Here is a 26,288-nt window from a genome sequence, read left to right on the forward strand (position 1 = left end):
CGCCCTGCTCGTGGAGGAGCCCCATTTAGCGGCCACGGAAGGCAGGCGCTCGTTTTTCTCTCGCGGCCAGCCGGCCCTCCGCTGCGTCTTCTGAATTCACCGCGAGCGCTACAGCATTCAGCTCCTGGGCCAGAAACTCTTCCATGCTTGCGGCGTTCAACCGGAACAATTGCTTCGTCAGGCCAAGCGAAAAGGTCGGGCCGGCCGCCAGTTCGCCGGCCAGCTTCGCGGCTGCCGCTTCGAGTTCGCCGTCCTCGACGAAGTGGCTGGAAAGGCCCATATCGAGCGCTTCCTGGCCTGTCAGCCGGCGATTCAGATACATGATTTCCTTGGCGCGAAACTCGCCGCAATGACGCGCAAGCAGATGCACCATGCCGCCTTCGGGCAGCGTGGCGCGCATCAGGAACGCGGGAATGAACTGCGCTGTGTCGGAAACGACCAGCTGGTCCGCGCAGAGCGCGAAGCTCCACGCGATACCCACCGCAACGCCCCGCACAGCCGCGACCATCGGCTTGTTCAGGTTGTACAGCCTGAGCGCGATCTTCTGATAGACGGCCATCGAAGCACGAGCATGGGCAACGCTCATCTGCGGCGGCGCGGCGCCGCTGCCTTTGATATCGGCGCCCGCGCAGAAAGCGCGGCCTGCGCCGGTGAGAATGACCGCGCGAATCTCCGGGTCCTGCTCGATGCGATCGAGGTGGCCGAGAATCAGTTGCAGCATTTCCGGCGTCAGCGCATTGAGCTTCTCGGGGCGGTTCAGGCACAGCGTCGCAACCGCGCCGTTCAATGTGAGTTCAACGTCCATGATGTTCGGATCTTCGTTCGAGTTCGGTTCGTCAACTGCCACGAGCGTGCAGGCGGATCATTCCGTCGCCGAATGGCTCGTCGCGGCGCTTGAGCGCTTCCTTCAGCCCAACCGCTTCCATATCTGCCTTGAACTGCGCGCGGCGCGGTCCCTGGCTCTGGTGAGCCCGCGAGTCGTTCTCCACGGCGAGCCGCTGAAGCGTGCGCGAACCGGCCAGTTCCAAGCCGATGTTGACGATGCGCTTGTTGGCCGCCAGCAGATCGGCGTCGACGAAAGACAGACGGCGCGCCAGTTCGCCCACCTCCGCCTCGAGTTGCTCCGCCGGCACCGCGTCCATGACGAGGCCGATTTTCGCCGCGTCTCTTCCTGACAGCGAATCTCCGGAAAGCAGCAGACGTTTCGCCCACTGAGGGCCGACGTGATAGAACCACATATGCGCGGGGGGGGAGCCGTTGGCGCGCGTGGCGGGAAAACCGATTCTCGCGTTGTCGGCGGCGATCACCATGTCGCATGCAAGCGCGAGATCCGTTCCGCCTGCAAGACAGTTGCCGTGAACCTGCGCGATGATCGGCTTGTGGATCTCAGCCATCAGATTGACCGTCTCTGCCTGCCGCTCCATCGACCAGCAGTCGTCGTCGAAACTGCGGATCGTGCCACGATACTCACCCGGATCGATGGCTTCCGCCGCCCGGTCCGTATACGTCGTCACGAGGTCGTATCCCGCGCAGAAGTCACGGCCCGCCCCCGAAAGCACGATCACGTTGACCGACTTCAAATCGTCGGCTTCGAGCAGCGCCGCCTTGAGTTCATGCAACAGCGGATTGTTGATGGCATTGCGCTTGTCCGGGCGATTCAGCGTGATGCGTGCAACGCGCTCCGAGACTTCGAACTGTACGCACTCCGTACTTTTTAGCCATTTTGCCATGATCGGTTCTCTCTGAATGAAGCGATTGCCGGTTCAACTACGCAAACTGCTTGCGCAGAATCACCTTGCTGATCTTGCCTGTCGGCAACCTCGGTAGCTCGTCGACGAACGCAATGGCTTTCGGGCACTTGTAGCTCGCGATCAGGTCGCGACAAAATTCGATCAGCTCGGCTTCGCTGGCTTGTTCGCCCCGACGCAGAACGACGATCGCCTTGACGCATTCGCCCCACTTCTCATGCGGAACCCCGATCACGGCCACGTCGACGACGGCGGGATGCTGCACCAGTGCGTCCTCGACTTCACGGCTGTAAATGTTCTCCCCGCCCGAAATGATCATGTCCTTCTTGCGGTCGACGAGGAAGATGTAGCCGTCCTTGTCCTGATAGCCCATGTCGCCGGATCGATACCAGCCGTCTCGCAGCGCTTCCACCGTCGCGACGCTGTTATTCCAGTAGCCGCTCAATTGCGTCTGCGAGCGCAGCCATACCTCGCCCGTCCGGCCTTGCGGCAAGTCGTTGCCGTGGTCGTCGACGATGCGTAGTTCGATGCCGGGACACGGGCGCCCGACCGATGCGAGGCGCCGAACCTGTTCCGGCGAGCCGTGCGGCTTGACCTCGTGAGAAGGCAACCAGCATGCGTTGCTCTCGGTCATGCCGTATTGGACCGAAAACACGGGGCCGAGCACCCGAATGCCACGCGAAAGCAGCGGCGCAGGCACGGGTGCCGCCGCGGTGACGATGTTCTCGATGCTCGATACGTCGTAGCTCGACAGTTCCGGCACGTCGAGCACTGCCTGAAGCATGGCTGCCACCATGAACGTGAAGGTGATACGCTCCTCGGCGATCGTTTCCAGCATCTGCTTCGGCTCGAAGCCGCGATGCACGACCGTCGTGCCGCCCATCCAGGCCACAGAATTGACGAAGCCAATGCCGCCGACATGGAACGCCGGCGTGGTTTGCAGCACGCGCGTGTTGCCGGAAAACTCCGTGACGAGCGCGCAACTTTCCGCGGTGACGCACATGGCGTGGTGCGTGCGAACGACGCCCTTGGGACGCCCCGTGGTGCCGCTGGTGTACATCAGGTAAGCGTAGTCTTCCGGATTCGATCGGATCGGCGGCCCTTCCAGCGGGCCCTCGTCCATCACCGCTTCGAATGAAACGGCCCACTGCGGCGTGTCGCCGATGCAGATGTACTGCTCGATTTCCGGCAATTGCGAACGCAGCTCATCCACGACATCCGCGTACTGCGCCTCGAAGACAAGCGCCTTGGGGGCCGCATCCTTGAGGATATAAAGAATCTCCGCTGGCGCCAGCCGGAAGTTGACGGTTGCCAGAATGAAGCCTGCCCACTCGCATGCGCGGTAACTCTCGTAGTACTCCGCACAATTCATCGCGAGGATCGCAACCCGATCCTGACGCCGCAGGCCGCGCTCATAGAGCGCCCCAGAGAAGCGGCGCGCGCGCTCGGCCAACTGAGCGTGCGTCAAACGGCGCTCAGCGTACACGAGCGCCGTGTGGTCGGCATGCAAGCGAGCGTTTCGCTCAATCATCTCGCCAAGGGTTCTCATTTCAGTCCCGTCGTTGTTTGTCACTTCGTTCTTTTAGCCTGCGAGCGCCTGCGGATCGGCCAGCACGGTCCCGATGAATGCGGCGAAGCGCGCCGCATCGGCTCCGTTGATGACGCGATGGTCGTAGCTCAGCGAAAGGGGCAACATCTTGCGCCAGCTAATTCCGCCACCGCCGTCTTCTGCGGGTGCGGCCGCCAGCCGTGTTTTGGTCACGCCGAGAATCGCCACCTCCGGCGCATTGACGATAGGCGTGAAGCCGGTGCCCCCAAAGCCGCCGAGCGAGCTGATCGAAAAGCAACCGCCAGACATCTCCGCCATCGAAAGGCCCTTTTCGCGCGCCTTCAGGGAAATCGCCGCGAGTTCGGTTGCGAGTTCCTCGACGCTCTTCTTGTCGCAATCACGCAGCACCGGCACGAGCAGTCCAAAGCGGGTGTCGACCGCGACCCCAATGTGGAAATACTTCTTGAGGACGATGTTCTTGCCATCCCCGTCGAGCGAAGCGTTGAATTGCGGAAACTCCTGCAAAGCGCGCACCACCGCCTTGATGAGAAACACGAGCGGTGTGAGCTTCACTGCCGCATTCGCCTCGTTGCGCGCCTTGCGCCAGGTTTCGAGCGATGTGATATCCGCGTCGTCGTGGTGCGTCACATGCGGAATCGTGAGCCAGTTGCGCGACAGGAAGGCGCCTGTGAGTTTCTGGATGCGCGAGACCGGCTTGATCTCCACCTCGCCGAATTCGGCGAAGTCGACCTGCGGCCAGGGCGGCAAATTGGCACCCAATGCAGGCGTTACGGGTTCGCCGGGTCCGGCATTCGCATTGGCCTGCGACCGGTTAGCAACGGATTCGACACTCATCGCGGATGCCTCTTCAAACGACCTTTGGGTACTTGACGGCGTGAAGCCGATCAGACGATTTCCGCCAGCAGCGTGCCGACGGGATACACCTCGCCAACCTGTGCGACGATGCGCAGCTTGCCCGACGCCGGCGACTCGACTTCCTGAATCGACTTGTCGCTCTCCAGCGCGTAGAGAATCTGGCCTTCGTTGACGGTCGCGCCGTCTTCGGCCAGCCATTCGGCCAGCGTGCCTTCGTTCATCGAAAAGCCCAGTTTGGGAAGCAGAACTTGTGTGGTCATGACATTGCTCTATTGATGATGAAAATCCTTGGGGTGCGCCGCTCTTATTTCAACGTGGCGCGAACCGCCGCTTCGATATCGGCCACGCCCGGAACGAAGGCGTCCTCAAGCGGCTTGGAGAACGGCACAGGGCAGAATTGCGCGCCCACGCGCTGCACCGGCGCCTTGAGTTCGCGGAAAAGGGCTTCGTAAATGCGCGAAGCGATTTCCGCGCCCACGCCGAACGGCCTGACCGCCTCGTGTACGACGACGGCACGTCCCGTTTTGGCAACCGAAGTCAATATCGTTTCGGTATCCAACGGAGAGACAGTGCGCAAATCGATCACTTCACACGCGATGCCATCTTTCGCGAGCGCCTCCGCGGCAACCATGACCTCTTGCATGCGGCGGCTGTAGCTGATCACCGTCACGTCGGTGCCTGCGCGCACCACGTTTGCCTTGCCAAGCGCAATCGCCACGCCGCGCTCCGGCGCATTGCCCGGATTCCAGTAGGACGGCATGTTCTCGATGAACAGGCAGGGGTCGTCGTCGCGGATGCAGGACAGCATCAGGCCATAGGCATCGGCCGGGTTGGAAGGCGCGACGACCTTGATGCCCGCAACGTGCGCGAACCATGCCTCCAGGTAATCGGCATGCTGTCCGCCCGTGCCGAACCCCGCGCCCGTCATGGTGCGAATGACGAGCGGCACGTTGGTCTGTCCGCCCGACATGAAGCGCAACTTCGCGGCGTGATTGACGATCATGTCCATCGCGACCGTCGTGAAGTTCATCAGCATGATTTCCGCAACGGGACGCATGCCGACCATCGACGCGCCGATCGCGGCGCCGATGATGGCCTGCTCCGAGATCGGCGTCGAACGCACGCGCGACGTGCCGTATTTCGAAGACAGTCCCTTCGTTACGCCGACAATGCCGCCCTCCTGGCCATCGGCCACGTCTTCACCCAGCACGATCACATTGGCGTCGGCCGCCATTGCGTCGTCGAGCGCGTAGTTGACGGCCTGGATAGTGTTGATGTTCGTGGGTGCCTGGCTCATGCGATCACCTCGTCCTTGAAGATGTCACGGCGAAGCTCCGCAACGTCGGGATATTCGCTCGACAACGTGAATTCGACAGCAGCATCGATCTGCGTCTCGTGATCGGATTCCATCGCGGCCAGTTGCTCTTCGGTTGCGTGCTTCGCTTCGATGAGCCACTGCCGGAAGAGCGGCACGGGATCCCTGGCCACCCAGGCGGCCTTTTCGTGCTTGTCCATGTACGCGTCCGGGTCGCCGAACACGTGCCCCTGAAAGCGGAAGGTATTCGCTTCGATGAGGGTCGGGCCGCCGCCGTTGCGAGCGCGTTCGACCGCCTCGTGTGCCGCCCTGTGCATCGCGATCGGATCGTTGCCGTTGACCGTGACGCCGGGCATCTGATACGCGACGGCACGCTGCGCGATATTCGCCACAGACGTGCCGTAAGCGTATTTCGTGTGCTCGGCGTAGCCGTTGTTCTGGCACACGAAGATCACCGGCAACTTCCAGACGGAAGCCATATTCAGCGACTCATGGAAAGCACCGATATTCGACGCGCCGTCGCCGAAATAAGCCACGGCCACCCGCGGCTCGCCACGAATCTGCGCGGCCAGCGCGAGGCCGTTTGCAATGGGCATGGAACTGCCCACGATGCCCGTCGTCACCATGACGCCGGATGCGGGATGGGTAACGTGCATCGGGCCGCCCTTGCCCTTGCAGGTGCCGGTCACGCGGCCGCCGAGCTCGGCCCACAATTCCTTGAGCGGCACACCCTTGGCGATCATGTCGTGAACGCCACGGTAGATCGTGCAGATGTAGTCGTCGTCGGTGAGGCACACCGACATCGCGGAGGGAATCACCTCCTGGCCGCGCGGCGAGTAGTACGGCATGACCAGCTTGCCGGACTTGATGACGGCACGAAAGCGCTCATCGTTCTGCTTGATGAGTGCCATGCGCCGGTAAATGTCGACCAGGACTTCACTGCTGGGCGGCTGATAGGCGTTCATTCGTATCTCTCCTGTCTCACCAGATTTTTGGCGCGCCGCTTGCATGGAGCGCCGCGATATAACCAAATACGAACGACGCGCCGATACTGCTGCCGGCGCCCGGATAGCAGCGGCCGACCACGGATGCCGTGCAGTTGCCGGTGGCGTACAGGCCGGGAATCTGCGTGCCGTCATCCCTGAGCACGCGAGCGTATTCGTCGGTCACGAGGCCGCCCGCCGTACCTACGTCGCCGGGGTACATGCGCACGGCGTAGAACGGGCCCTCTTCGATCGGCCCGAGGTTCGGGTTCGGCTTGATAGTCGGGTCGCCATGACAGCGATCGAATGCGCGCGAACCACGCCCGTAGTCTTCGTCGACGCCCGTTTCGCAGAAGCCGTTGAAGCGCTCGATCGTTTTGAGCAGACCAGCGCGGTCGATATGGCATTTCGCGGCCAGTTCTTCGAGCGTATCGGCCTTGATCATGTAGCCGCTGTCGAGCCACTTCTCAGGAATCTGCCCCGGCATGGCGGTGCCCCACGGGTAATACTTGCGCTGCCGGCTGTCCATGACGACCCACGCGGGCACGGCCTTGCCGGTCTCCTTGTGGCGCTGGTACATGCGCTGGCCGATTTCCATGTAGGCGCCCGCTTCGTCGCAGAAGCGTTCGCCATCCTGATCAACCATGATGGAAAACGGCAGCGAGAGGTCGAGGTGATGCATGAACGGCAGCGGTGAACCGTCCGGCGCGCGCGCGCCCTCGGGCAGTTCTTCGTTGGGGCCGAGCGACGTCACGACCCACCACGCCTCCTCCATGCAGTCCACGGCGCCGCCCAGCGCGATGGCGGCTTGCAGGATTTCGCCGGTATCGCCCGGATTCGCGTTCGTCCAAGCCGCCGATGAAGGCTGCGGCTGGTATTTGCGGCGCATTTCCGCGTTGTGCGAAAAGCCGCCGGTGTTGAGCAGCACGCCTTCGCGAGCCTGGATGCGCATTTCGCGGCCGCTGCGGACCGCAACGATGCCGGTCACGCGCCCGTCCTCGACAATGAGTTCGCGCACTGGCGTGTCGGTCCAGATCGGCACGTTCGCACGCAACGCCATCTGCAGCATGCGCCCCTGAATTGCCGCGCCGTTGGCAACCAGCTCTTTGCCCGTGATCTTCTGATACAGCATGCGGCCGCCAAGCTGCATCGCCTTGCGCTTGCCGCCCCACGTGCGCTTCATCAGAAAGAGTTGCGGATACTCGTCCGAATTGGCCGGCATCGAAGGGCCCTTGTAGCGCGACAGACGCGGCGCCCATTCGCCCAGCTCCTTCACGTCGAACAGCTTTGCCAGCAGCGAACGGCCACGCGGCTCGCCACCGGGCAGCGTGTCGTAGTAGTCGGACCAGCCGTCCGCGTACACGAACTGCATACCCTGCTGTTCGAGGAACTCGGCCATCTTCGGTCCGGTGCGCAGATACGCCTCGCGCCGCGCCTCCGATGTGCCCGGGCCTTGATAGGTCACCGCCGCGTCGAAGTACTGGCGCGCGCGTTCATACGAATCGCTCACGCCGTGACGCTTCATCACGTGATTGTTAGGCAACCACCACACCCCGCCCGAATAACCGGTCGAGCCGCCGACCTTCGGCAGCTTCTCGATGATGAGCGCATCCTTGCCCACCGACTTGCAGGCAAGCGCAGCGCACATCGAACCGCCACCGCTGCCGACCACCACGAAATCGTAGCTAGCGTCCCAGGTCCCCGACATCACTCCTCCTGCGCGATGAATTCGCGCAGCGCGCGATGGAAGTTCGACACCGACGTTTCCTGCAGCGGATTCGTGCGCGAACCCTTGAACCCGCGCGACTTCATGCCCTGCTGCACGTTGGTCATGTTCTGGAAGTCCTGCCACAGGATCAGGCCGAAGTTTTCCTGCGCGTTCTCTTTCCAGTCGTCCACGCCGTAATAGAACTCACGCTTCAACGGCGGCTCCGCACCCGGCGCGAAGCGCTGAAGCGACCAGATGTCGTAGATGCACGAATCGGGGTTGTCGCCGTCCGGCCGCGCACGATAGAACAGCGCGCCATCGGGGTACGGGAGAAACACGAGATTCGGAAACACGTGCCAGTCCGCACCCGCGCGACCGAGCTGCTCGAACGTAATCTCGGGCCAGCCCGCACCTTCTGCGATGGCCGCTTCGCGCTGGAACTCCATCGCCTTCCCCAAGACTTCGAACTGGTTGCCCGACGGCGACATTTCGTGCATCAAACGCTTCGCGGCTTCATAGTCGCGAGCCGTGTTGATCGCCTTGAGCGTTTCTTCCATGACGCGGAAGAAGTTCACGAGACCCTGCCGCACATCCTCAGGCATGGGCTTGCCAGTGCGCGGCGACGGCGCGCCGATCATGCGCGTGGCCGTCGAGTACCCGAACATGCCGTGGCGGCCGTAGGCGAAGCTGCGCGTCACGTCGTCGCCGGCAACGTCGAGCAACTGCGGGTGCGTTGCTGCAACGTGATAGCCTTCGTTGAACGCTTCGAGTGCGACCTTCCAGTTGCACGGCAGGCGAATCGACTTGTACCAGCGGTAGCGCATCTTCTCGAACTCGAAGCAGTTCGTGATCTCCGGCACCGGATCGAGGAATCTTGCGAGCGGTTCGGCGTTCGGATCCATGTTGATGAAAACGAAACCGCCCCACGTGTCCACCAGAACGTCGGTGAGACGCAGATCGCCATCGGCCATTTCCGGGCAGCCTTCCCAGTCTTGCCGGTCGAGCACGCGCGCCACGCTGCCGTCCAGATTCCACTGCCAGCCGTGATAGGCGCAGTGAAACTTCGCGGCCTTGCCGCAACCGTTGGTCAAGCGGCGCCCGCGATGCTGGCAGACGTTGAAAAAGGCCTTGATTTCTTCAGCCGACTTGCGCACGACGATGATCGACTCGCCCGCCACATCGAAAGTCACGTAGTCGCCGACGTTGGGAATCTCCTCCAGGCGGCAGGCGACCTGCCACACGCGCGGCCACAGGCGCTCGTTCTCCCGCTCGAGAAACTGCTTCGACAGGTAACTGTCCTTCGGGACGAAATCGAGTCTGACCGTGTGCGCACCCGAATCGGGACCTCTGTTACCCATGGATATCTCCTTGATGTGGCCGGCGTAGGCGCCGGTTCCGGCTTTTTATGTCGCGGCCGCTCGTTTTGCAGCCCGGTCGGTAACCAATATGCAACTATTAGTGCAATTTTCGTGAACGGCGTTCAGATGCTAGGCCTGCGCCCGGATTGCTGTCAATCCGGACGAACGTCAATCGAACTCAATCGAGCGCCGCGGTCAGCGCGGGTACCGCTTCGAACAGATCGGCGGTGAGACCGTAATCGGCCACCTGAAAAATCGGGGCCTCGCTGTCCTTGTTGATTGCGACGATGACTTTCGAGTCCTTCATGCCCGCAAGGTGCTGAATAGCGCCGGAGATGCCGACGGCGATATACAACTGGGGCGCGACGATCTTGCCGGTCTGCCCGACTTGATAGTCGTTCGGCACGAAACCGGCATCGACGGCCGCGCGCGAAGCGCCGACGGCCGCACCAAGCTTGTCCGCGAGCGCATCGAGCAGCTTGAAGTTATCGCCGTTCTGCATGCCGCGACCGCCCGACACGACGATGTTCGCCGCGGAAAGCTCCGGGCGGCTCGACTTCGTGAGTTCCTGACCGACAAAACGGGCCCTATCGAAGGCCGGTGCCGTGGCAATCGCGCGCGCGGGCGCGGTGCCCGAACCGGTGGCCGCCGCATCGAAAGCGGTCGGGCGGATCGTGATGACCTTGATGGCATCGGACGATTGCACCGTTGCGAGTGCATTGCCCGCGTAGATCGGACGCACGAATACATCGGGCGCCCTGATGGCGACGACATCGGAAATCTGCGCGCTGTCGAGCAACGCCGCCACGCGGGGCATGAAGTTCTTGCCCACGGCCGTCGAAGCGGCAATCACATGCGTATAGCCGCTGGCAAGTGAAACAACGAGAAAGGCGAGATTTTCCGGCAGCGCGTGCGCGTACTCGGGTGCGTCCGCCACCAGCACCTCGCCGACGCCGGCAATGCTGGCCGCTTGCTCCACCACGGCCGCGGCGCCGTGGCCCGCCACCAGCACATGAATGTCGCCGCCCGCTGCGCCCGCCGCCGTGACGGCGTTGAGCGTGGCCCGCTGCAGGGTTGCGTTGTCGTGTTCGGCGATTACGAGAATAGTCATGATCAGATCACCTTCGCTTCGTTGCGAAGCTTTTCAATCAGCGCTGCAACATCCGGAACCATTACGCCGCCTTTACGCGCCGGCGGCTCAGTCACTTCGAGAACCTTCAAACGAGGCGCGACGTCAACGTTCAGCGCCTCGGGACTCAGCGTCTCCAGAGGCTTCTTCTTCGCCTTCATGATGTTGGGGAGCGTCACATAGCGCGGGCTATTCAGGCGCAGATCGGTCGTGACCACCGCTGGCAGATCGAGCGCGACACGTTCAAGACCACCGTCGATCTCACGTGTAACGAGCAGTTGCCGCTCGTCTACTTCCGTCTTGAACGCGAATGTCGCTTGCGGCCAGCCGAGCAATGCGGCGAGCTTTTGACCGGTTTGACCAGCGTCGTTGTCGATGGCCTGCTTGCCGAGCAATACCAGCTGCGGGTTTTCCCGCGACGCAACGGCGCTCAGCAGTTTGGCGACTGCGAGAGGCTGCAGGTCGGCATCGCTTTCGACGAGCACTGCGCGATCCGCCCCCATGGCGAGCGCCGTGCGCAACACCTCCTGCGATTGCGCAGTTCCCGCCGATACCACGACGACTTCACTCGCAATACCCGCTTCCTTGAGGCGCACCGCCTCCTCCACCGCGATCTCGTCGAACGGGTTCATGGCCATTTTCACGTTGGCCAGATCGACGCCCGAACCATCGGCTTTCACCCGCGGTTTCACGTTGTAGTCGATCACGCGCTTCACCGCGACCAGTATCTTCAATTTGACGCTCCGAACGCTTTGTTGAACAATGTTCTATATTCTGAACTCATCTTTTTGCGGCTGTCAACGAGAAGAATGAACAAGGCGTCATTCGGCAACGAATATGGCGCTCTCGTTCACCACCATGGAGACAACGAATGAAGCTCTATCGATGCGAACGTTTTGAGGGAATCTCAGGCTTGGCGCTACACGAGGAACCCGATCCATCGCAGCCTGGCGCGCATGAGGTGCTGGTGCAGGTCAACGCAAGTTCACTGAATTTTCGCGAGCTGTTGCTGATGAACGGCGCATTTCGCGACTGGATGGCGCCCAACTTCATTCCCGCCTCGGACGGCGCCGGCGTCGTGCTTGCAGTCGGTTCTGGCGTTCGGCGTTTCAAGCCCGGCGACCGGGTGATGGCGAATTTCGCGGAAAACTGGCATGGTGGCGCCCGCCCGCAACACGCGGATATGCTGGGCCGCGGCGCAATAGTCGAAGGCATGCTGCGCGACAAGGCGGTGCTGAACGAGGAGGAACTGGTTAGCGTTCCGGATCATCTCTCCGACGAGGAGGCTGCAACGCTGCCTTGCGCCGCCGTCACCGCATGGAACGCGTTGTGCGGGCATGCGCCCCTTCTGCCGGGCCAGAGCGTCCTCGTGCAAGGGACCGGCGGCGTATCGATTTTCGCGCTGCAGCTTGCGCGTCTGTTCGGCGCTCGCGTGATTGCCACGTCGTCCAGCGATGCGAAGCTCAAACGCCTCGCGCAATTAGGCGCCGACGCCACCATCAATTACCGCGAAACGCCGCAATGGGACGACGCCGTGCTGCGCTTGACCGATGGACTGGGCGTCGATGTCGTCGTCGAGGTGGGAGGCGCGCAAACCTTCGGCAAGTCCGTTGCCGCCACACGGGATGGCGGCCGGATCAGCGTCGTGGGACTGCTAACCGGCGCCCCCTCTCCGGGCGAGGGATTCTTCACGCGCGGCCTGTCGATCGCGCCGATCCGCGTCGGTTCCCGTCAGGATTTCGAGGCGATGAATCGCGCGATCGGGCTGCACAAACTGCGGCCCGTAATCGACTCGGTTTATGACTTTGCACATGTACCGGATGCGCTGCGGCACCTCGAAAGCCAGCAGCATTTCGGCAAGATCGTCATTCGCCACCAGCAAGCAGCCACTGCATGATCGATGGGAGTCAGACTATGAAACTGTTTTCACTGGAAGGGCAGATTGCGCTCGTCACCGGAGCGTCACGCGGCCTCGGCTTCGCCATGGCAAGTGCGTTGGCGTCGGCGGGTGCGACCGTCATTCTTTGCGCGCGATCGCGCGAGAGTCTGGAAACTGCCGCGGAATCGATCAGGAAGACGGGCGGCAGCGTCGACGTGGAACCGTTCGATCTCACGGATCAAGACGCGATCAGAAGCGGCGTACGCAACGTCCTTGCGCGTCATGGACGCATCGACGTCCTGCTCAACAATGCCGGCATTTGCGAATGGAGCGATTTTCTTCAGTCGAACGTTGAAATGTGGCAAAGGACGATGGATACCAACGTCACGGCCGCGTATCTGCTCGCGCAGGAAGTCGCTCGTCCCATGATCGAACGCGGGCACGGACGCATCATCAACGTGGGTTCCTACGTTTCGGTGCTCGGCCGGGAGAAGCTCCAGGCATACGTGGCCAGCAAGCACGCGGTCGCCGGGCTCACGAAATCGCTCGGCGCGGAGTTGGGCCGCCACGGCATTCGTTGCAACGGTATCTGTCCCGGCTATTTCCTCACCGATATGGCCGAGCCCGTTACATCGAATCCGCAAATGAAGGAGATCGTCCGCTCGCATATCTCGGTTGGACGCTGGGGGAACCCGGAAGAACTCGGCGGCGTAGCCGTGTTTCTCGCCTCCGAGGCCAGCTCCTACATGAATGGCCAGATGCTGATGGTGGACGGCGGCGTCTCGGAGATCCTGAGCTTCTCGATGTCCGTGGTGTAGGCCTGCCCAGCACCGTCCGCCCCGACGTTTCCTGACTTGCACGCAATTCGGCCGCCATCTTCGCAGATGGCGGCCCGCCACATTCGTTCTGCGGGGAGTGCCGCGTAACGCGGCACATGCGACACGGTCACGACCGCAGGGTCACCTCGGCACTGCGGGCTTCGACCTGCGACGAACCCTTCGCCGCGGCTTTCGCCACTGCCTTGCGGGTGATCCCTTGCAACAGGAAATGCGACAGCGCCGGGATCAGGATCAGCGCACCGATCATGTTCCACAGGAACATGAACGTAAGCAGGATGCCCATATCGGCCTGAAACTTGATCGGCGAGAACGCCCACGTCACCACCCCCGCGGCCAGTGTCACACCGACCAGCGCCACCACCTTGCCCGTGAACTGCACCGCGTGGCGGTAGGCCACCTTCAGCGGCTGCCCTGTGCGCTGGTACGCGAGCTGCACGCTCAGCAGGTACAGCGCGTAGTCCACGCCGATCCCCACCCCCAGCGCAATCACCGGCAGCGTCGCCACCTTCACGCCAATACCCAGCTTGACCATGAGCGCCTCGCACAGCACCGACGTAATGCCGAGCGGAACGACCGCCACCACCACCGCGCGCCAGCTGCGGAACGTGATGAAGCACAGCAGGATCACCGCCGCGTACACCATGAACAGCATCGTGCGGTTCGCCTTCGCAACGACCACGTTCGTTACCGCGTCAATACCCGCCGAGCCCGCCGCCATCAGGAACTGGTGGTCCGCGTCACTGTGCGCCTTCGCGAACTCCTCGGCCACCTCCATCACACGCGAGAGCGTTGCCGCCTTGTGATCCGTCAGATACGCAATGACCGGCGCCGTACCGCACGTCTGGCTGATCAGGTCCGGATGGTCCAGCAGGATCTGCCAGACCGTCTTGTTGATGATCGACGGCACACGATCGATCGTGTACCACTTCGGATAGCCCTCGTAGAAACCCGAGGTCATCCAGCGCGTCAGGCCACCCACCGAGGTCGTCGTCTGCACGCCCGGAACGCCGCGCAGTGCGGTCTCGAGGCGGTCCGCCTCCAGCACGAGCGGGAAGTTGTTCGCGTCGCAGGTGCCGTGCGACGACTTGCCGACCACTACGAACAGATCGCTCGACAGCCCGAAGTGCGCATTGATGTACGCGTTGTCGAGGTTGTAGCGCGAGTTCGGGCGCAGCTCCGGTGCGCCGCTATCCAGGTCGCCGATCTGCAGGTGCTGGCTGATCGACCAGCCGACTGCGGTGAGCGCCGCCGCGCACACGATCGCGCCCACCGCCCAGCGGCGCTCGGTGAACCGATCCAGCAGATTCCAGAGCGCACCCGCGGACGAGGTGCCGCGTTCGTCGTTCTGCTCGCCACGCACGCTGCGACGTGCCGCCGACGGACTCACACCCACATACGAGAGCAGCACCGGCAGCAGCAGCAGATTCGTGAAGACAAGCACGCCCACGCCCACGCTCGCCGTGAAGGCCAGGTCCTTGATCACCGGAATGTCGATCACCATCAGCACGGCGAAGCCGACGACGTCCGCGAGCAGCGCCGTGAGTCCGGCCAGGAAGAGCCGCCGGAACGTATAGCGCGCGGCGACGTAGCGGTGTGTGCCGCGCCCGATGTCCTGCGTGATGCCGTTCATCTTCTGCGCGCCATGCGACACGCCGATCGCGAACACGAGGAACGGCACCAGCACCGAATACGGATCAAGCACGTAGCCGAGCGTGCTGATGATGCCCAGCTGCCAGACCACGGCGATGAGCGAGCAGGCCACCACCAGCAGCGTGCTGCGATAGCAGCGGGTGTACAGAAAGATCACGGTGAGCGCAATCGCCGCGGCGATACCAAAGTACATCGCCACCTGCTTCAGACCCGCGATCAGGTCTCCGATCAGCCTGGCGAAGCCCACCACGTGCACGCGCACCTCGCCCCGGCCTTCGGTCTTGATGACCTCGTCGATCTGGCGCGAGAGCTTTGCGTAGTCAAGCGCCTTGCCCGTATCGGCGTAGTGGTCCAGCAGCGGCAATTGGATCATGCTCGAATGCAGGTCGTTGGATACGAGGCTGCCAACGATATTGGCGCGCGCCACGTTCGTACGCAGCTGTGTAATCGCCTGAGTCGAACTGTCGAAGCCGTCCGGCATGACGGGACCGCCCGCGAAGCCCTTCTCGGTCACCACGTTCCAGCGCACGATCGGCATCCACAGCGATTTCACACCCGGGCGATCAACGCCTGGAATCAGGAACAGGGCATCGTTGATGCGACGCAGTGCCGCCAGGTACTTCGGATCGTAGATGTCGCCGGAAGGATTCTCGACGACGATACGCAGCGAGTTGCCGAGTCCCTTCAGGTCCGCCTTGTTGGCAAGATAGTTCTTGATGTACGGATGCGAGAGCGGAATCATCTTCTCGAAACTCGCATTGACATCGAGCCGCGTCGCCTGAAACCCGAGCACCGCGGTGATGATCGCGCAGATGATCATCAGCCAGGGACGCCGGTTGAAGATCAGCCGCTCGAGCGCATTGCCAGAACGCGAATCGAACTGGGCAAGATCCGCCACGACGGGCATCTTGTCGAATTGGGCATTGTTGCCGCCAGCCATGTCTGCTCCCCCTTATTGCGACTTCGCCAATGTGACACGCGTCAGGCCTGCTGCGCCGGCCAGCACCGCGGTGTCGTCGCGCAGCGCCATGGCGAAGACCCCGCCCGGCTGGCTCGCGCCCAGTGTGTGGAACGTTGCGCCCTGATCGGTGCTCTCGAGCAGTTCGCCGGCCTGCGTGGCCAGCAGCAGACGACCATTCGGGAGCTCGGCTGAGGCGAGGATGCTCGCGCCGGTTGGCAGCGTGATCTTGCTCCAGGTGGCGCCGCCATCGGTGGAGCGGTAAGCGTTGCCGAGCAGGCCGTACACGACCATCGCGTTGCCAGCCGCGGCGAGTCCGAAGAGGCTGCCCTTCGACGGCGAGGACATCGCAACGAAGCGCTGCCTGTCGGGGTCGAGTTTGAGCAGCAGCCCCTGCTCGCCCACGATATAGAGCGTCCCGTTAATACGCCGCATCGCATGCAGGTTCAGGGCGTCCGGGTTGTCGACGCGGTCAAACCATGGAACCCAGTTCTTGCCGCCGTCTTCGGTATGGAAAATGATGTTGAACGAACCGATGACCCAGCCCGAGCGCTCGTCGTCGAACCAGACGTCGAGGAAAGGACGTCCGCCCTGGTCGGCCACGAAGCGCTGGGCCTCCTCGCGCGAGGCCTTCAAGTCCGGCGAATCGCCCCGCTGCTGCGCGTAATAGTCGGTCATCAGCTTCGCGGCCTGCTCGCCGTCAAGCTGGCGCGTCCAGGTATTGCCGCCATCGGCCGTGTGGAGCACTTCCCCATCGTGTCCGACCGCCCAGCCCAGCGTCGAGGACTTGAAGGTCACCGCAACAAGATCGGCGCTCACTGGCACGTTCACCTGGCGCCAGTGCGCCGCGTCGTCGTCCGAGACGAGAATGACGCCGCGTGGCCCCACCGCGACCAGTCGCTGGCCGGCCTGGGCAACGGCCATCACGGGTTCGTGTGCAGCGCGTGGGTTGGTGATTGCCGGCGAGTGCATCGGGTCGGCAAACCCCGCATAAACCGCACTGCTCGCGAGGCCTGCTGCCGCCACCAGGGCGAGCCAACGAAACATGGTATTGCGCATTGCGTCTCCTTCACAGTTACTGCCGATCGACTCCGCGAACTGTCCTGGGCTTTATGTAATTTTGGCGTGCAGTGCCGGGTCGAACCGGCACTGCAAGTTTGCTGCGCTTACTGCTTTACCGCCTGCTACCGGATACCGCTTGACTGCATGTGCTCCGGCGTAAAGAAGTCATGCGAAAAGCTGCTATTGAAGAAGACGCCCGGCGATTCGGCCGGATGGCTTCCGAAGATATACACACCGCTATTGAAGTCGTAGAACCAGTTGCCCAGCGAATACGGCACTTTGTAATCGTAGGCAGGCACCGTGGTCTGGAAGCCCCCACGATAGAGCTTGCCCGACTGGTCGTACGCGTCCATCATTCCGCCGCCGCCGTCCTCGTCGAAGTACATCGTCTTCTTGCTGTAGATGTGGCGCGAGCCCGGCTTGAGCGTCAATTCCACAACCCACACCCGGTGCAGTTCCCAACGCACATCGTCGGGATTCACGAAATGCGGCGTCAGGATCTTGCTCGCAGGCGTCTCGTACTGTTGCTTGTAGTCGTTGTACGGGATGTACATCTCCTTCTTGCCGATCAGCTTCGCATTCCACCGATCGATCTTCCCGTAGAACAACTGAATGTCGTCCATCGTGATCGCGCCCGAGTAGCCGGGGTTCGGAGTATCATAGGCCAGGTCTGGCGCGACTCGTACGCGACGCTGACCGGGGTTGTACTCCCACGATTGCTGGTCGTGATCCGCAGTGTCCGTGAAGAACCAGTAAAGCGTGGTATCACCAATCATTCGCGCCGGCGCTACGAAATCATTGTTGATGTACTGCCAGACGGCAGTGCCACCCTTCTTCTTGAATGCATCTTCCTGCTTGAGGTCGAAATACGGGTAGTAAATCGAACTCTTGAATTGCGCCGCGAGGATCGGCGTGCCGCTGGTGTCGACGAGCCACGTCTTTACGTTGTTGCGCTGCGCCGTACCGACGTAGCGCAGTTCCCAGTCCCACATCGCTTCCTGCCCATTGCTGGGCACAGGAAACGGTTTTCCGCCGAATGCATCTGCCACGAACAGACCGTTCTTTTCGAGCTTCGCACTCTGCGCATTCTTTTCCGAGTTCGCCAGATACCAGTCAGGGTACGAGACGGAACGGTGCGTCGGGTAAACATCCATGCGGTACGTCGGGTAGCGCTTGAACAGCTCGAGCGAACTGGCACTCAATTTGTCGGCGTATTGCTGATAGTTTTGCGCCGTTATCTGCATCGTCGGCTTCTCACCGGCAAACGGATCCGCCCACTTTCCCGAGTCGGGCTTAAAACCCGCCGGCGCCTGCGTAATTCCGCCCGTGTACGCAGGAATCGTCCCGTCCTTGCTGCCGGCAATTTGCGCGCCGAATGGCGTCATCCCGTTCTCGAGCGCGCCAGCCATCGGCGCCATGCAAACAGCCGCCGCAAATGCGAGCGCCTTCATCAACATCAGGTGCTTCTTCAAAGCCTTCACCATCCCTTTCCTGATTAACTCAGAACCAAAAGCAACAACGCTACTTTCGATACCCAACACCCATGTAGAACTTCGTTGCCGAAGCGTCCTGCCCGGCGGGGCCACGCAGGACGCTACTAATTACCTCACTCCGACATCGGCAGGCAATTAGCGCACACCCGCAGACTGCATGCGTTCCGGTGTGTAATAGTCGGACGGGAAGCTCACGTTAAAGAGAATCCCCGGCGTCTCGGCAGGGTGACTGCCGAAGATGTAAATGCCGCTATTGAAGTCGTAAAACCAGTTGCCGAGCGAATACGGAACCTTGTAGTCGTAGGCGGGCACCGTCGTCTCGAATCCACCGCGATAGAGCTTGCCCGACTGGTCGTAGGCGTCCATCATCCCGCCACCGCCATCTTCATCCAGGTAGAGCATCTTGCGGCCGTAGACGTGGCGCGCACCCGACTTGAGCTTCAGGTCAACGACCCACACACGGTGAAGCTCCCAGCGTACGTGATCCGGATTGACGAAATGTGGTGTGAGGATCTTGCTCGCCGGCGTTTCATACTGCTGCTTGTAGTCGTTGTACGGGATGTACATCTCCTTCTTGCCCACGAGCTTGGCGTCCCAGCGATCGATCCGTCCATAGAACAACTGGATGTCATCCATCGTGATTGCCCCCGAATACCCGGGGTTCGGCGTATCGTAGGCCAGGTCCGGCGCCACCCGCACACGACGCTGCCCCGGGTTGTATTCCCAGGACTGCTGATCATGATCCGCCGTATCCATGAAGTACCAGAAGAGGGTCGTATCGCCAATCAGGCGCGCCGGTGCCGCGTAGTCGTTGTACACGTAATACCAGTTTGCGAGGCCCGCTTTTTTCCGGAATTCATCCTCCTTCTTGATATCGAAGTACGGGTAATAGAGCGAGCTCTTGAATTGCGCCGCAAGGATCGGCGTACCACTCGAGTCCACCAACCACGTTTTCACGTTATTGCGTTGGAGCGTACCGACGTAACGCAACTCCCAGTCCCACAACGCTTCCTGCCCATTCTTCGGCACCGGAAACGGTTTTCCGCCAAATGCTCCAGATAGGTAAAGGCCGTTCTTTTCAAGCTTCGCGGTTTGAGCGTTCTTGGTGGAGTTCTCCAAATACCAGTCGGGATACGAAACGCTGCGGTGAGTCGGATAGACATCCATCCTGTAAGTCGGATAGCGCTTGAATAATTCGATTTCCGACGCACTTAATTTGTCCGCGTATTGCTCGTAGTTTTGTGCCGTGATCTGGAGAATGGGTTTTTCACCGGGAAACGGATCCGCCCATTTTCCTGAGTCCGGTTTGAATGCGGCCGGAGCCTGCGTGATGCCCCCGGTATAGGCAGGAATTGTCCCGTCCTTGTTTCCTGCGATCTCGGCGCCAAACGGCGTCAATCCGCTATCGGCGGCTAGCGTGTATGGCGAAGCCCAGATTGCCGCAAGAACCGCAAGCGCCTTAAGAAGCTTTGGGAATCTTTTCACAGCTGTCTCCATTATCAAAACGTCGTCTGATACGTGATGCCGAGCCACGACTTGTCGCTGTACGGCGCGCCGAGAGCGGTTGCGGCGCCCGCCGTCGAGTACCCCTTCTTGTTCATGTAATAGGTGTAGGTGATGTCCACCTCGTGCTTGTTGTAGATTGTGAAGTCGAGCCCGACCACGAACGTATTCTGGCCTTGTGCCTCGGCGGCCGGCGAGATAACGGACGAGTAGCCCTTCAGGTTCAGATTGACGAACAGCGGCATCGTCAGGTCGACCCCAGGGAATACCTGATACCACTGCGGGCTCGCACCGATCCCGAGACCGGCCCAGAAGCGCGTCGAGCAGTTATTGAATGCAGAATTGCCCGATGCCGAACACTGGCCGGTGGTGTCATAGCTGGAATTCGCAAAATTTCCCGCATTCGACTGCACGCTCAACAACTGATTGAACGAGAATTCCGCCTGCAGGAACATGTTGTCCCACAACGGCGACTTGCCGAACGACTGCGTAACGTTCAAAAGACCATGCAGCGTACGGCCGGTTGGCGCGTCGTTGACCGTCGTCGTGTTGACTGCATTGAGCGGCATGTTCCAGCGGTATGAGACTTCCCCAGCCACGGCGGCATTGCCGATAGCACTATTGAAGCCCAGACCGATCAGGTTGACGTCGTTGCCGTATTTCGCCGTGACGCCCGGCAGATTGGTGCCCGGGAAGAGTTGCGGCCCAGCGCCCGGCACGAGCACGGCCGCCCAAGGCATCTTCATGGCGAAGTGGCGATACGTCAGTTCGTAGGTGGTTGCCAGCGAATCAACACGCCACTTGCCGTCAAGACCGATATCACCGATCTGACCTTTGGTCGGCGGTACACGCGGAATCGCGAACGTGCCCAGTCCGGGAATCGTCGTGTAACTGGCCACCGGCGGCCCATAGAGAATCGGATCCGCACCGCCGAAATAGGTGCCGCCTTCTGGCAGGCGATCGTGGTTCCACTCGAAGGTGTATTGCGCCCCGAGGGTGATCGTATCCGTAATGTTCGTCGTCACGTCAGCCTGAGCCGTCGGCAACACGATTTCCTTCAGCGATGCGCTCGGGCTCTGCGTCAGCTTCATCAGATCGAGCGGCGCCTGGCCAATCGCCACCGAGTTGGCGCCGCCCAGCGTAGCAAACGCCGACTGCCCCCAGGTTACCGCCGTACGGCCCAGCTTGACGTTGACAGAATGCCCGCCGAGGTCAAAGGTGTTGAACACGAAGGCATCACGCAACTCGGCGCTCGGTCCCTGGTAATACTTCTTGATGTAGCTTGTGTACTCGTTGTTGGGATAGTTCGGCGGAAATGCAGGATTGCTCGTGTTGTGATTCTTGAACGTCGGGTCGTACCACGCATCCATACTGATGCGGAAGCCCGACGTCTCCTTGTACTTGAAATCGAACTCGCTATAGAGGTTCAGCATCGCCTGGATCGTGCTGAACCTCGGCGTCGACAGATCACCTTCGTCGTAGGTCGGACTGTTCGTGTAGAAGTGATCCGGGTTCTGAAGCCGAATGTCGTAATCCGCACGCACCGTGTTATCCCATTCCATGTCGATGTCCGGGTTCGGCACATCGAAGTGAAATGCATTGGCGTTCGCGCTCCACAACCCGCAAGCCGCCGCGATACAGGTTGCATGCACGCCAAGGCTGATCGCACTTGGCTTCAGGCTCTTCATTTTCATGCGTCTCCTCTTTTCTTTGTCGAACTGCCGCAGAAAAGGCCAAGGCCGTTGGACTGCCGCAGACTTTTAGCTATGAAGCGAAACCGGCCTCCCTACCTCATCAGCATCGCGTCTCGGGGTCCCCCAAGCGCATCACCAGAATGCGAATGCTGTTCGCAAAGATAAACGCTCAAAACCTGACTGTCAACGCTCGCTCACCCCTATGCGGTACATTTTCTCGAACGCCGTTCACAAACCTGGGTAAACGAGGGTTCGATTTTTGTCATCGGCTTAACTCGGTACATGCATGCCTCGGCCAAGTGGCGCCGACTGCATACGGCGCGCGCGCGTTGTGCCCACGCGTGTTGGCGGCGCTCGCATTTGCGGGGCATTCGCCTCGCCTGTGCGGGTTGGCGATGCGATCTATGGGAGCTTTCGCTGCAACAACCCGGCGGCGGTTCATCAATCGACATGCAGGCCGGACGCGGCCAGGTACCGCCGACCCAAAGCAGTACGCGGTACCGGTCATGGAAGACGCGGCGTTTAGTCTGTCGATTCAATGGTGAACGGAGGAAGAATTGCACGAGCGACCGAAGCGCTTACGGGACCAGGCCGTCTTCCTTGGCAGTCCTTCCATATATGCCGGCTGTCGGCCGCGACTTTCGTGATCCGCTACCCCGTTCCTGCGCGAGAGTGCATTGCTGGTTTTCGGGGAGCAGGAGGGAACACGCGCCAGGCCCCATCGTCATGCCGAAAGAAGAATATCGAAAGCCCACCCTCCGAGGCGGATGACCGTGCGAGCACACACCTCGTCTGGCTCGAATTCGCGAAGTTATATCGGGTCACGTGCACCGGGGTGGTCGCAGAGGGCGCGAACCATTTTTCGATGAGCGCACGCAAAGAACTTTCTCCAAGTTTCATGCCCTGCTCCTTCAACCGCTCTGTGCGCGCCTCTGACGATCACACTCACGAGTGCAAATGGAGGCACTCACCAGTCAGCCCAGACACCCGGATTCCTCGTGCTCCGGTTGCCGTCGCGAAAGGATCCGTGTGATTGGACGCAAATGTGTCTACTGACTAAATATTAGTAGTCAGCAGACCCATTATCAAGATTCAACCGTACCAGGGGAAATGCCGGTATGGACAAGTCCACCCTATTTTCTAGTAGCATGGGTGATGCTACGGGGCGAGAGCCGCATGTGATCTGGAATCAATTAGTCGTCGGACTACCGTTTATTCGTCGCCTGACTAGCAGTATCATCAGATCAAACTTGCCGCCGTCCGAGCCGAATCGGAAGACGTACCTATCGGGGGCGGGAACAGTTGCCAGTCTTGTTCGTCTCGCCCTTACAACGCGCGCGAGAGGGACAGGAAACGCCAAGGAGAGCACAACAGATGAAAGACCTGACCATCTCATCGGCAGACCTCGACAAGCCGGCAGCAGACGCGCCTCGGCGGCGAGGGAACAGATCTACACGTGTGCCAGCCATCATTGAAGTGGCGATCGAAGTCTTCGCATCGGAAGGCAACGCTGGATTCACGCAACGCCGCATCGCCAGCGACGCAGGCATCCGGCTGAGGACCCTGCAGCACTATTTCAGCACCCGCGAAGAACTATTGCGGGCCACGATAGAGGCATTCACGAATCGCTATTTCGAACACTATCAGGCGATCACGCAGGACAAACACCGGCCACCGGAGGCCCGGCTGGACATGATCGTCGAAGAGGCATTCTCTGTGCTGACGGCACCCGGCGGCAATCGCGTTAGCGCCTTTGTGCTGGAAACCTGGAGCCTGGCTGAACACGAACCGTATCTCCATGCCCTGATGGCCAAATCCACTGCGGATTTCCAGGTTCTTCTCGCGGAACTGATCGCGGAAATCAACCCAACCTTGGCGTCCGCGGAATGTACGCTGCGTGGCGCCCTGCTTCTTTCCCATCTGCAAGGTCTGGTCGTCTTTCTTCGCCGGTCGGGGTCGAATACACCCGAGCGGGATTCATTCCGTCACGCCATGAAGGTCGTCTGGCGTGCGCTGAGCAAAGCGTCTCCATGAATCTGAAGTTCAGGTGCGCGCAGCACGGGTAGCGGTCTGCGCGCACCGCCTTCTGCAGATGTGGACGCTCAGCCGGCGACTTTCCACACAAGAGGCAAGTGGTACAGCGTGCCGTTCACCCCTCCGTGGACACCCGCCTTCTCACCTGGCTTGATCTGGAAGTCAGGAATACGCTTAAGCCATTCCTGGAGGAAAACCTTCAGTTCCACGCGCGCAAGGAACGAGCCGGGACAACGATGAGCACCATTGCCGAACGTCGAATGAATCGGCGTGGGCCTGGTAAAATCGACGGTAAGCGGATCGTCGAATTTTCTCTCGTCGAGGCCATGCAGCGTGGTCGGCATGATGATCATGTCTCCCTCTTTGAGCCGCACGCCCTTATATTCGAAATCGTGAGTGATCCGCCGACCCTGGTTGACCACCGGGAAACGCCGTAATAGCTCGTCAACGGCCTTTTGGGTCAGTTCGGGATTGTCGATGAGCTGCTTGCGGTGCGCGGGACTGCCGGCCAGAAAACTGGCGATGAATCCCATTGCGGACGCAACGGTATCGAGGCCGCCGATCAGCACGAGTCCGCAAAGACCGCGAACCTCTTCGTCGGTCAAGGCACGCCCGTCGATTTTCGAATTCACGATCTTGCTGATGAGATCGTCGCCCGGATTCGCGCGCCGTTCGGCGATCTTCACGCCCAGGTACTTGAAGATTGCGCCTAGCGCGCCGAGCTTCTCCCTGGCGTCCACCGGGCGCACCATCTTGTCGGCGAGACTCAGGAGGTACTCGCGATCCTCAGCGGGCAGCGCCACCATGTTCATGAAAATGCCGATCGGCAGATGCTGCGCGAACCCAGAGACGAATTCCACTTCGCCCTTCGGGTAAAAGTCTTCGATCAACTCGATCGCCATTTCGCGCGCTTTTTCTTCGAGCTTGCTGATCGCCTGCGGCATGAACGCGGGCGCGATCAACGCACGATACGCCGTATGCTGCGGAGGATCGAAGAAGATCGGCGGCAACGGCTGATGCTCGACCAGGGGAACGGTGAGCTGCTTCGACGAGAAGTTCTCGTAGTCCTTCAGGATGTGATAGATGTCGTCGCCGCGCGTGGCGATCCAGTGCCCGCCGTTGCGAGGCGTCCAGAAAATGTCGGGAATCCCTTCGGCGTGCAGCTTCTTGAGCGAGAGATGGTAGTCCTCTTCTGCGCCGGGCGGGTGATAGATATCGATATCGAATACCCGTTCCGGCGAAACGTGCGCGGGTACCTGCGCCAGTTCCGGAGTCACGCCATGGCCAGTTGCTGACATAAGGTTGTCTCCTTTCCTCGAATTGACCGCTCTACGCGGTCGGATGAATCGTTCTTGTTGCCGTCGAGCCGCGGTTACAGGAACGCGCCGTATAGCTCGATATGGTGCTCGGTGTTTCCCCACGTCATGTCGATGCAGGTGAGGCGCTTTACATACCAACCCACCGCCAGCTCGTCCGTCATGCCCATCCCACCGTGAAGCTGCACTGCCTGCTGCGCGACGAAGCGCGCGCTGCGCCCGATCAGCGCTTTCGCGGCGGTCACAGCGCGATGAGCGGCAACGTCATCGTCTTCGCCGAGCCTGGCGGCCGCAAAATAGACGATCGATTTCGCCTGCTCCACCGCGGTCAAAATATCGGCGGCGCGGTGCTGCAGCGCCTGGAACTTGCCGATGGGCGAGCCAAACTGCTTGCGTGTGCGCAGATACTCGAAAGTCAGTTCGCTCAGCCGCGACATCGCGCCCACGGCTTCGGCGCACAGCGCGAATATGCCTTGATCGACAGCCCATTCGAGCAACGGGTAACCTTGATCGATCGTGCCGATCACCGCCTGTTGGTCGACTCGCACCCCGTTCAGCACCACTTCCGCGACACGCTGGCCATCCAGTGCGGGAAACCCCTTGACGCTCACACCTTGCACGCGCGCATCGACAGCGAAGAGCGTGATGCCGTGCTTGTCCGCCTGCTCGCCTACCGTGCGCGCCGAAACCAGCAGAATGTCCGCGCAGTCGCCGTGCAGCACGACGCCCTTGCGGCCATCGAGGACGAACCCGTCGCGCGTTGCCTCGGCCCTCGTCGCGACGTTCCACAAATCGAAACGCGCGCCAGGTTCTAGCGTTGCAAGCGCCGTCTTCAGGCTTCCGTCTGCGATACCGGCCAGCAGTTCCGCCTTGCGCGCCTCGTGTCCCGCGCGCCCGATGAGCTTCGCACCGATCACAGCCGACGAAACGAACGGCTCCAGCACGAGTCCCCGGCCGAAGGCTTCCATCACGAGCATAGTCTCGACCGGGCCCGTGCCAAGCCCGCCGTGGTCCTGCGGCACGTTCAGCGCGAGCACGCCCATTTCGGCGAGCGTGGACCAGTGCGCATCCGACCAGCCCTGCGGCGTGGCGGCGAGACGACGCCTCGCCTCGAAGTCGTATTCCTTTTCGACGAAACGACCGACCACGTCGGCCAGCATCTGTTCCTCCTCAACCAGCGTGAAGTCCATGGCG

General features: G+C 61.3%; 21 protein-coding genes. 3 read left to right on the plus strand and 18 right to left on the minus strand.

Annotation, left to right across the window (positions count from 1 at the left end; translation table 11 throughout):
• Positions 1-25: 25 nt before the first annotated feature.
• The 11 genes from AB3X98_RS15515 to AB3X98_RS15565 form a co-directional block, all read right to left on the minus strand.
• Entirely contained in the window at positions 26-805 is a 780-nt protein-coding gene (locus AB3X98_RS15515; protein WP_368602292.1) for an enoyl-CoA hydratase/isomerase family protein, read from the minus strand.
• A 31-nt stretch (positions 806-836) separates the two neighbouring features.
• Positions 837-1,730 carry a crotonase/enoyl-CoA hydratase family protein gene (locus AB3X98_RS15520; protein WP_368602291.1) on the minus strand — a complete coding sequence of 298 codons (894 nt, stop codon included), beginning with the start codon at positions 1,728-1,730 and terminating at the stop codon, positions 837-839.
• A gap of 37 nt (positions 1,731-1,767) precedes the next feature.
• Positions 1,768-3,297: a class I adenylate-forming enzyme family protein gene (locus tag AB3X98_RS15525; RefSeq protein ID WP_069268802.1), complete on the minus strand. Its 1,530-nt coding sequence runs from the start codon at positions 3,295-3,297 to the stop codon at positions 1,768-1,770.
• A 33-nt stretch (positions 3,298-3,330) separates the two neighbouring features.
• On the minus strand, positions 3,331-4,152 hold the full coding sequence (locus AB3X98_RS15530) for a 2-oxo acid dehydrogenase subunit E2 (protein WP_083245640.1): 822 nt from the start codon (positions 4,150-4,152) through the stop codon (positions 3,331-3,333).
• Positions 4,153-4,202: 50 nt separating this feature from the next.
• Positions 4,203-4,433 (minus strand): biotin/lipoyl-containing protein, encoded by a 231-nt coding sequence (locus tag AB3X98_RS15535; RefSeq protein WP_069268804.1) that lies wholly within the window; start codon positions 4,431-4,433, stop codon positions 4,203-4,205.
• Positions 4,434-4,477: 44 nt separating this feature from the next.
• Positions 4,478-5,470 carry an alpha-ketoacid dehydrogenase subunit beta gene (locus AB3X98_RS15540; protein ID WP_342947379.1) on the minus strand — a complete coding sequence of 331 codons (993 nt, stop codon included), beginning with the start codon at positions 5,468-5,470 and terminating at the stop codon, positions 4,478-4,480.
• Positions 5,467-6,453 carry a thiamine pyrophosphate-dependent dehydrogenase E1 component subunit alpha gene (locus AB3X98_RS15545; protein WP_368602290.1) on the minus strand — a complete coding sequence of 329 codons (987 nt, stop codon included), beginning with the start codon at positions 6,451-6,453 and terminating at the stop codon, positions 5,467-5,469. The genes AB3X98_RS15540 and AB3X98_RS15545 overlap by 4 nt, the downstream gene beginning before the upstream one ends.
• A gap of 16 nt (positions 6,454-6,469) precedes the next feature.
• Positions 6,470-8,179, minus strand: coding sequence for an FAD-binding protein (locus AB3X98_RS15550; RefSeq protein ID WP_069268807.1), 1,710 nt, complete (start codon positions 8,177-8,179; stop codon positions 6,470-6,472).
• Positions 8,179-9,537 (minus strand): SRPBCC family protein, encoded by a 1,359-nt coding sequence (locus AB3X98_RS15555; RefSeq protein ID WP_069268808.1) that lies wholly within the window; start codon positions 9,535-9,537, stop codon positions 8,179-8,181. The genes AB3X98_RS15550 and AB3X98_RS15555 overlap by 1 nt, the downstream gene beginning before the upstream one ends.
• Before the next feature lie 178 nt (positions 9,538-9,715).
• Positions 9,716-10,648: an electron transfer flavoprotein subunit alpha/FixB family protein gene (locus tag AB3X98_RS15560; RefSeq protein WP_368602289.1), complete on the minus strand. Its 933-nt coding sequence runs from the start codon at positions 10,646-10,648 to the stop codon at positions 9,716-9,718.
• Between the two features lie 2 nt (positions 10,649-10,650).
• Entirely contained in the window at positions 10,651-11,400 is a 750-nt protein-coding gene (locus AB3X98_RS15565) for an electron transfer flavoprotein subunit beta/FixA family protein (protein ID WP_069268810.1), read from the minus strand.
• A 137-nt stretch (positions 11,401-11,537) separates the two neighbouring features.
• Here AB3X98_RS15565 and AB3X98_RS15570 point away from each other — a divergent pair, with 137 nt between their 5' ends.
• Both AB3X98_RS15570 and AB3X98_RS15575 read left to right on the plus strand, forming a co-directional pair.
• Positions 11,538-12,563, plus strand: a complete 1,026-nt coding sequence (locus AB3X98_RS15570; RefSeq protein WP_368602288.1) for an NAD(P)-dependent alcohol dehydrogenase — start codon at positions 11,538-11,540, stop codon at positions 12,561-12,563.
• A 17-nt stretch (positions 12,564-12,580) separates the two neighbouring features.
• Complete coding sequence (locus AB3X98_RS15575; protein WP_342947375.1) at positions 12,581-13,363, plus strand: SDR family oxidoreductase; 783 nt, start codon at positions 12,581-12,583, stop codon at positions 13,361-13,363.
• Between the two features lie 127 nt (positions 13,364-13,490).
• Here the strand turns inward: AB3X98_RS15575 and AB3X98_RS15580 are convergent, their stop codons facing one another.
• From AB3X98_RS15580 to AB3X98_RS15600, 5 genes are all read right to left on the minus strand, one after another.
• A complete protein-coding gene (locus AB3X98_RS15580; RefSeq protein WP_368602287.1) occupies positions 13,491-15,974 on the minus strand; it encodes an RND family transporter in 2,484 nt (827 codons plus the stop codon).
• Positions 15,975-15,986: 12 nt separating this feature from the next.
• On the minus strand, positions 15,987-17,051 hold the full coding sequence (locus tag AB3X98_RS15585; RefSeq protein ID WP_342947373.1) for a YCF48-related protein: 1,065 nt from the start codon (positions 17,049-17,051) through the stop codon (positions 15,987-15,989).
• A gap of 125 nt (positions 17,052-17,176) precedes the next feature.
• Entirely contained in the window at positions 17,177-18,538 is a 1,362-nt protein-coding gene (locus AB3X98_RS15590) for a DUF1329 domain-containing protein (RefSeq protein WP_176732938.1), read from the minus strand.
• Positions 18,539-18,682: 144 nt separating this feature from the next.
• Positions 18,683-20,032: a DUF1329 domain-containing protein gene (locus AB3X98_RS15595; RefSeq protein ID WP_069266532.1), complete on the minus strand. Its 1,350-nt coding sequence runs from the start codon at positions 20,030-20,032 to the stop codon at positions 18,683-18,685.
• Positions 20,033-20,046: 14 nt separating this feature from the next.
• Entirely contained in the window at positions 20,047-21,738 is a 1,692-nt protein-coding gene (locus AB3X98_RS15600) for a DUF1302 domain-containing protein (RefSeq protein WP_368610278.1), read from the minus strand.
• A gap of 1,380 nt (positions 21,739-23,118) precedes the next feature.
• On the opposite strand from AB3X98_RS15600, the gene AB3X98_RS15605 reads away from it, so the two are divergent.
• Positions 23,119-23,778: a TetR/AcrR family transcriptional regulator gene (locus AB3X98_RS15605; protein ID WP_368602286.1), complete on the plus strand. Its 660-nt coding sequence runs from the start codon at positions 23,119-23,121 to the stop codon at positions 23,776-23,778.
• Between the two features lie 68 nt (positions 23,779-23,846).
• On the opposite strand, the gene AB3X98_RS15610 is transcribed toward AB3X98_RS15605, so the two are convergent.
• Together AB3X98_RS15610 and AB3X98_RS15615 are read right to left on the minus strand one after the other, a co-directional pair.
• Positions 23,847-25,076: a cytochrome P450 gene (locus tag AB3X98_RS15610; RefSeq protein ID WP_368602285.1), complete on the minus strand. Its 1,230-nt coding sequence runs from the start codon at positions 25,074-25,076 to the stop codon at positions 23,847-23,849.
• 74 nt (positions 25,077-25,150) lie between these two features.
• On the minus strand, positions 25,151-26,284 hold the full coding sequence (locus AB3X98_RS15615; RefSeq protein WP_368602284.1) for an acyl-CoA dehydrogenase family protein: 1,134 nt from the start codon (positions 26,282-26,284) through the stop codon (positions 25,151-25,153).
• Positions 26,285-26,288 lie beyond the last annotated feature (4 nt).

It is taken from the genome of Paraburkholderia sp. BR14312 (assembly GCF_040948675.1).
GTDB lineage: Bacteria > Pseudomonadota > Gammaproteobacteria > Burkholderiales > Burkholderiaceae > Paraburkholderia > Paraburkholderia nodosa_A.

What these genes read in the sequence shown, in the direction of transcription:
- AB3X98_RS15525 (WP_069268802.1), bottom strand. Translation starts at nt 3,297, where the DNA reads ATGAGAACCCTTGGCGAGATGATTGAGCGAAACGCTCGCTTGCATGCC.
- AB3X98_RS15555 (WP_069268808.1), bottom strand. Translation starts at nt 9,537, where the DNA reads ATGGGTAACAGAGGTCCCGATTCGGGTGCGCACACGGTCAGACTCGAT.
- AB3X98_RS15600 (WP_368610278.1), bottom strand. Translation starts at nt 21,738, where the DNA reads ATGAAGAGCCTGAAGCCAAGTGCGATCAGCCTTGGCGTGCATGCAACC.
- AB3X98_RS15605 (WP_368602286.1), top strand. Translation starts at nt 23,119, where the DNA reads ATGAAAGACCTGACCATCTCATCGGCAGACCTCGACAAGCCGGCAGCA.
- AB3X98_RS15520 (WP_368602291.1), bottom strand. Translation starts at nt 1,730, where the DNA reads ATGGCAAAATGGCTAAAAAGTACGGAGTGCGTACAGTTCGAAGTCTCG.
- AB3X98_RS15585 (WP_342947373.1), bottom strand. Translation starts at nt 17,051, where the DNA reads ATGCGCAATACCATGTTTCGTTGGCTCGCCCTGGTGGCGGCAGCAGGC.
- AB3X98_RS15560 (WP_368602289.1), bottom strand. Translation starts at nt 10,648, where the DNA reads ATGACTATTCTCGTAATCGCCGAACACGACAACGCAACCCTGCAGCGG.
- AB3X98_RS15530 (WP_083245640.1), bottom strand. Translation starts at nt 4,152, where the DNA reads ATGAGTGTCGAATCCGTTGCTAACCGGTCGCAGGCCAATGCGAATGCC.
- AB3X98_RS15545 (WP_368602290.1), bottom strand. Translation starts at nt 6,453, where the DNA reads ATGAACGCCTATCAGCCGCCCAGCAGTGAAGTCCTGGTCGACATTTAC.
- AB3X98_RS15575 (WP_342947375.1), top strand. Translation starts at nt 12,581, where the DNA reads ATGAAACTGTTTTCACTGGAAGGGCAGATTGCGCTCGTCACCGGAGCG.
- AB3X98_RS15570 (WP_368602288.1), top strand. Translation starts at nt 11,538, where the DNA reads ATGAAGCTCTATCGATGCGAACGTTTTGAGGGAATCTCAGGCTTGGCG.
- AB3X98_RS15550 (WP_069268807.1), bottom strand. Translation starts at nt 8,179, where the DNA reads ATGTCGGGGACCTGGGACGCTAGCTACGATTTCGTGGTGGTCGGCAGC.
- AB3X98_RS15590 (WP_176732938.1), bottom strand. Translation starts at nt 18,538, where the DNA reads ATGGTGAAGGCTTTGAAGAAGCACCTGATGTTGATGAAGGCGCTCGCA.
- AB3X98_RS15535 (WP_069268804.1), bottom strand. Translation starts at nt 4,433, where the DNA reads ATGACCACACAAGTTCTGCTTCCCAAACTGGGCTTTTCGATGAACGAA.
- AB3X98_RS15580 (WP_368602287.1), bottom strand. Translation starts at nt 15,974, where the DNA reads ATGGCTGGCGGCAACAATGCCCAATTCGACAAGATGCCCGTCGTGGCG.
- AB3X98_RS15540 (WP_342947379.1), bottom strand. Translation starts at nt 5,470, where the DNA reads ATGAGCCAGGCACCCACGAACATCAACACTATCCAGGCCGTCAACTAC.
- AB3X98_RS15515 (WP_368602292.1), bottom strand. Translation starts at nt 805, where the DNA reads ATGGACGTTGAACTCACATTGAACGGCGCGGTTGCGACGCTGTGCCTG.
- AB3X98_RS15615 (WP_368602284.1), bottom strand. Translation starts at nt 26,284, where the DNA reads ATGGACTTCACGCTGGTTGAGGAGGAACAGATGCTGGCCGACGTGGTC.
- AB3X98_RS15610 (WP_368602285.1), bottom strand. Translation starts at nt 25,076, where the DNA reads ATGTCAGCAACTGGCCATGGCGTGACTCCGGAACTGGCGCAGGTACCC.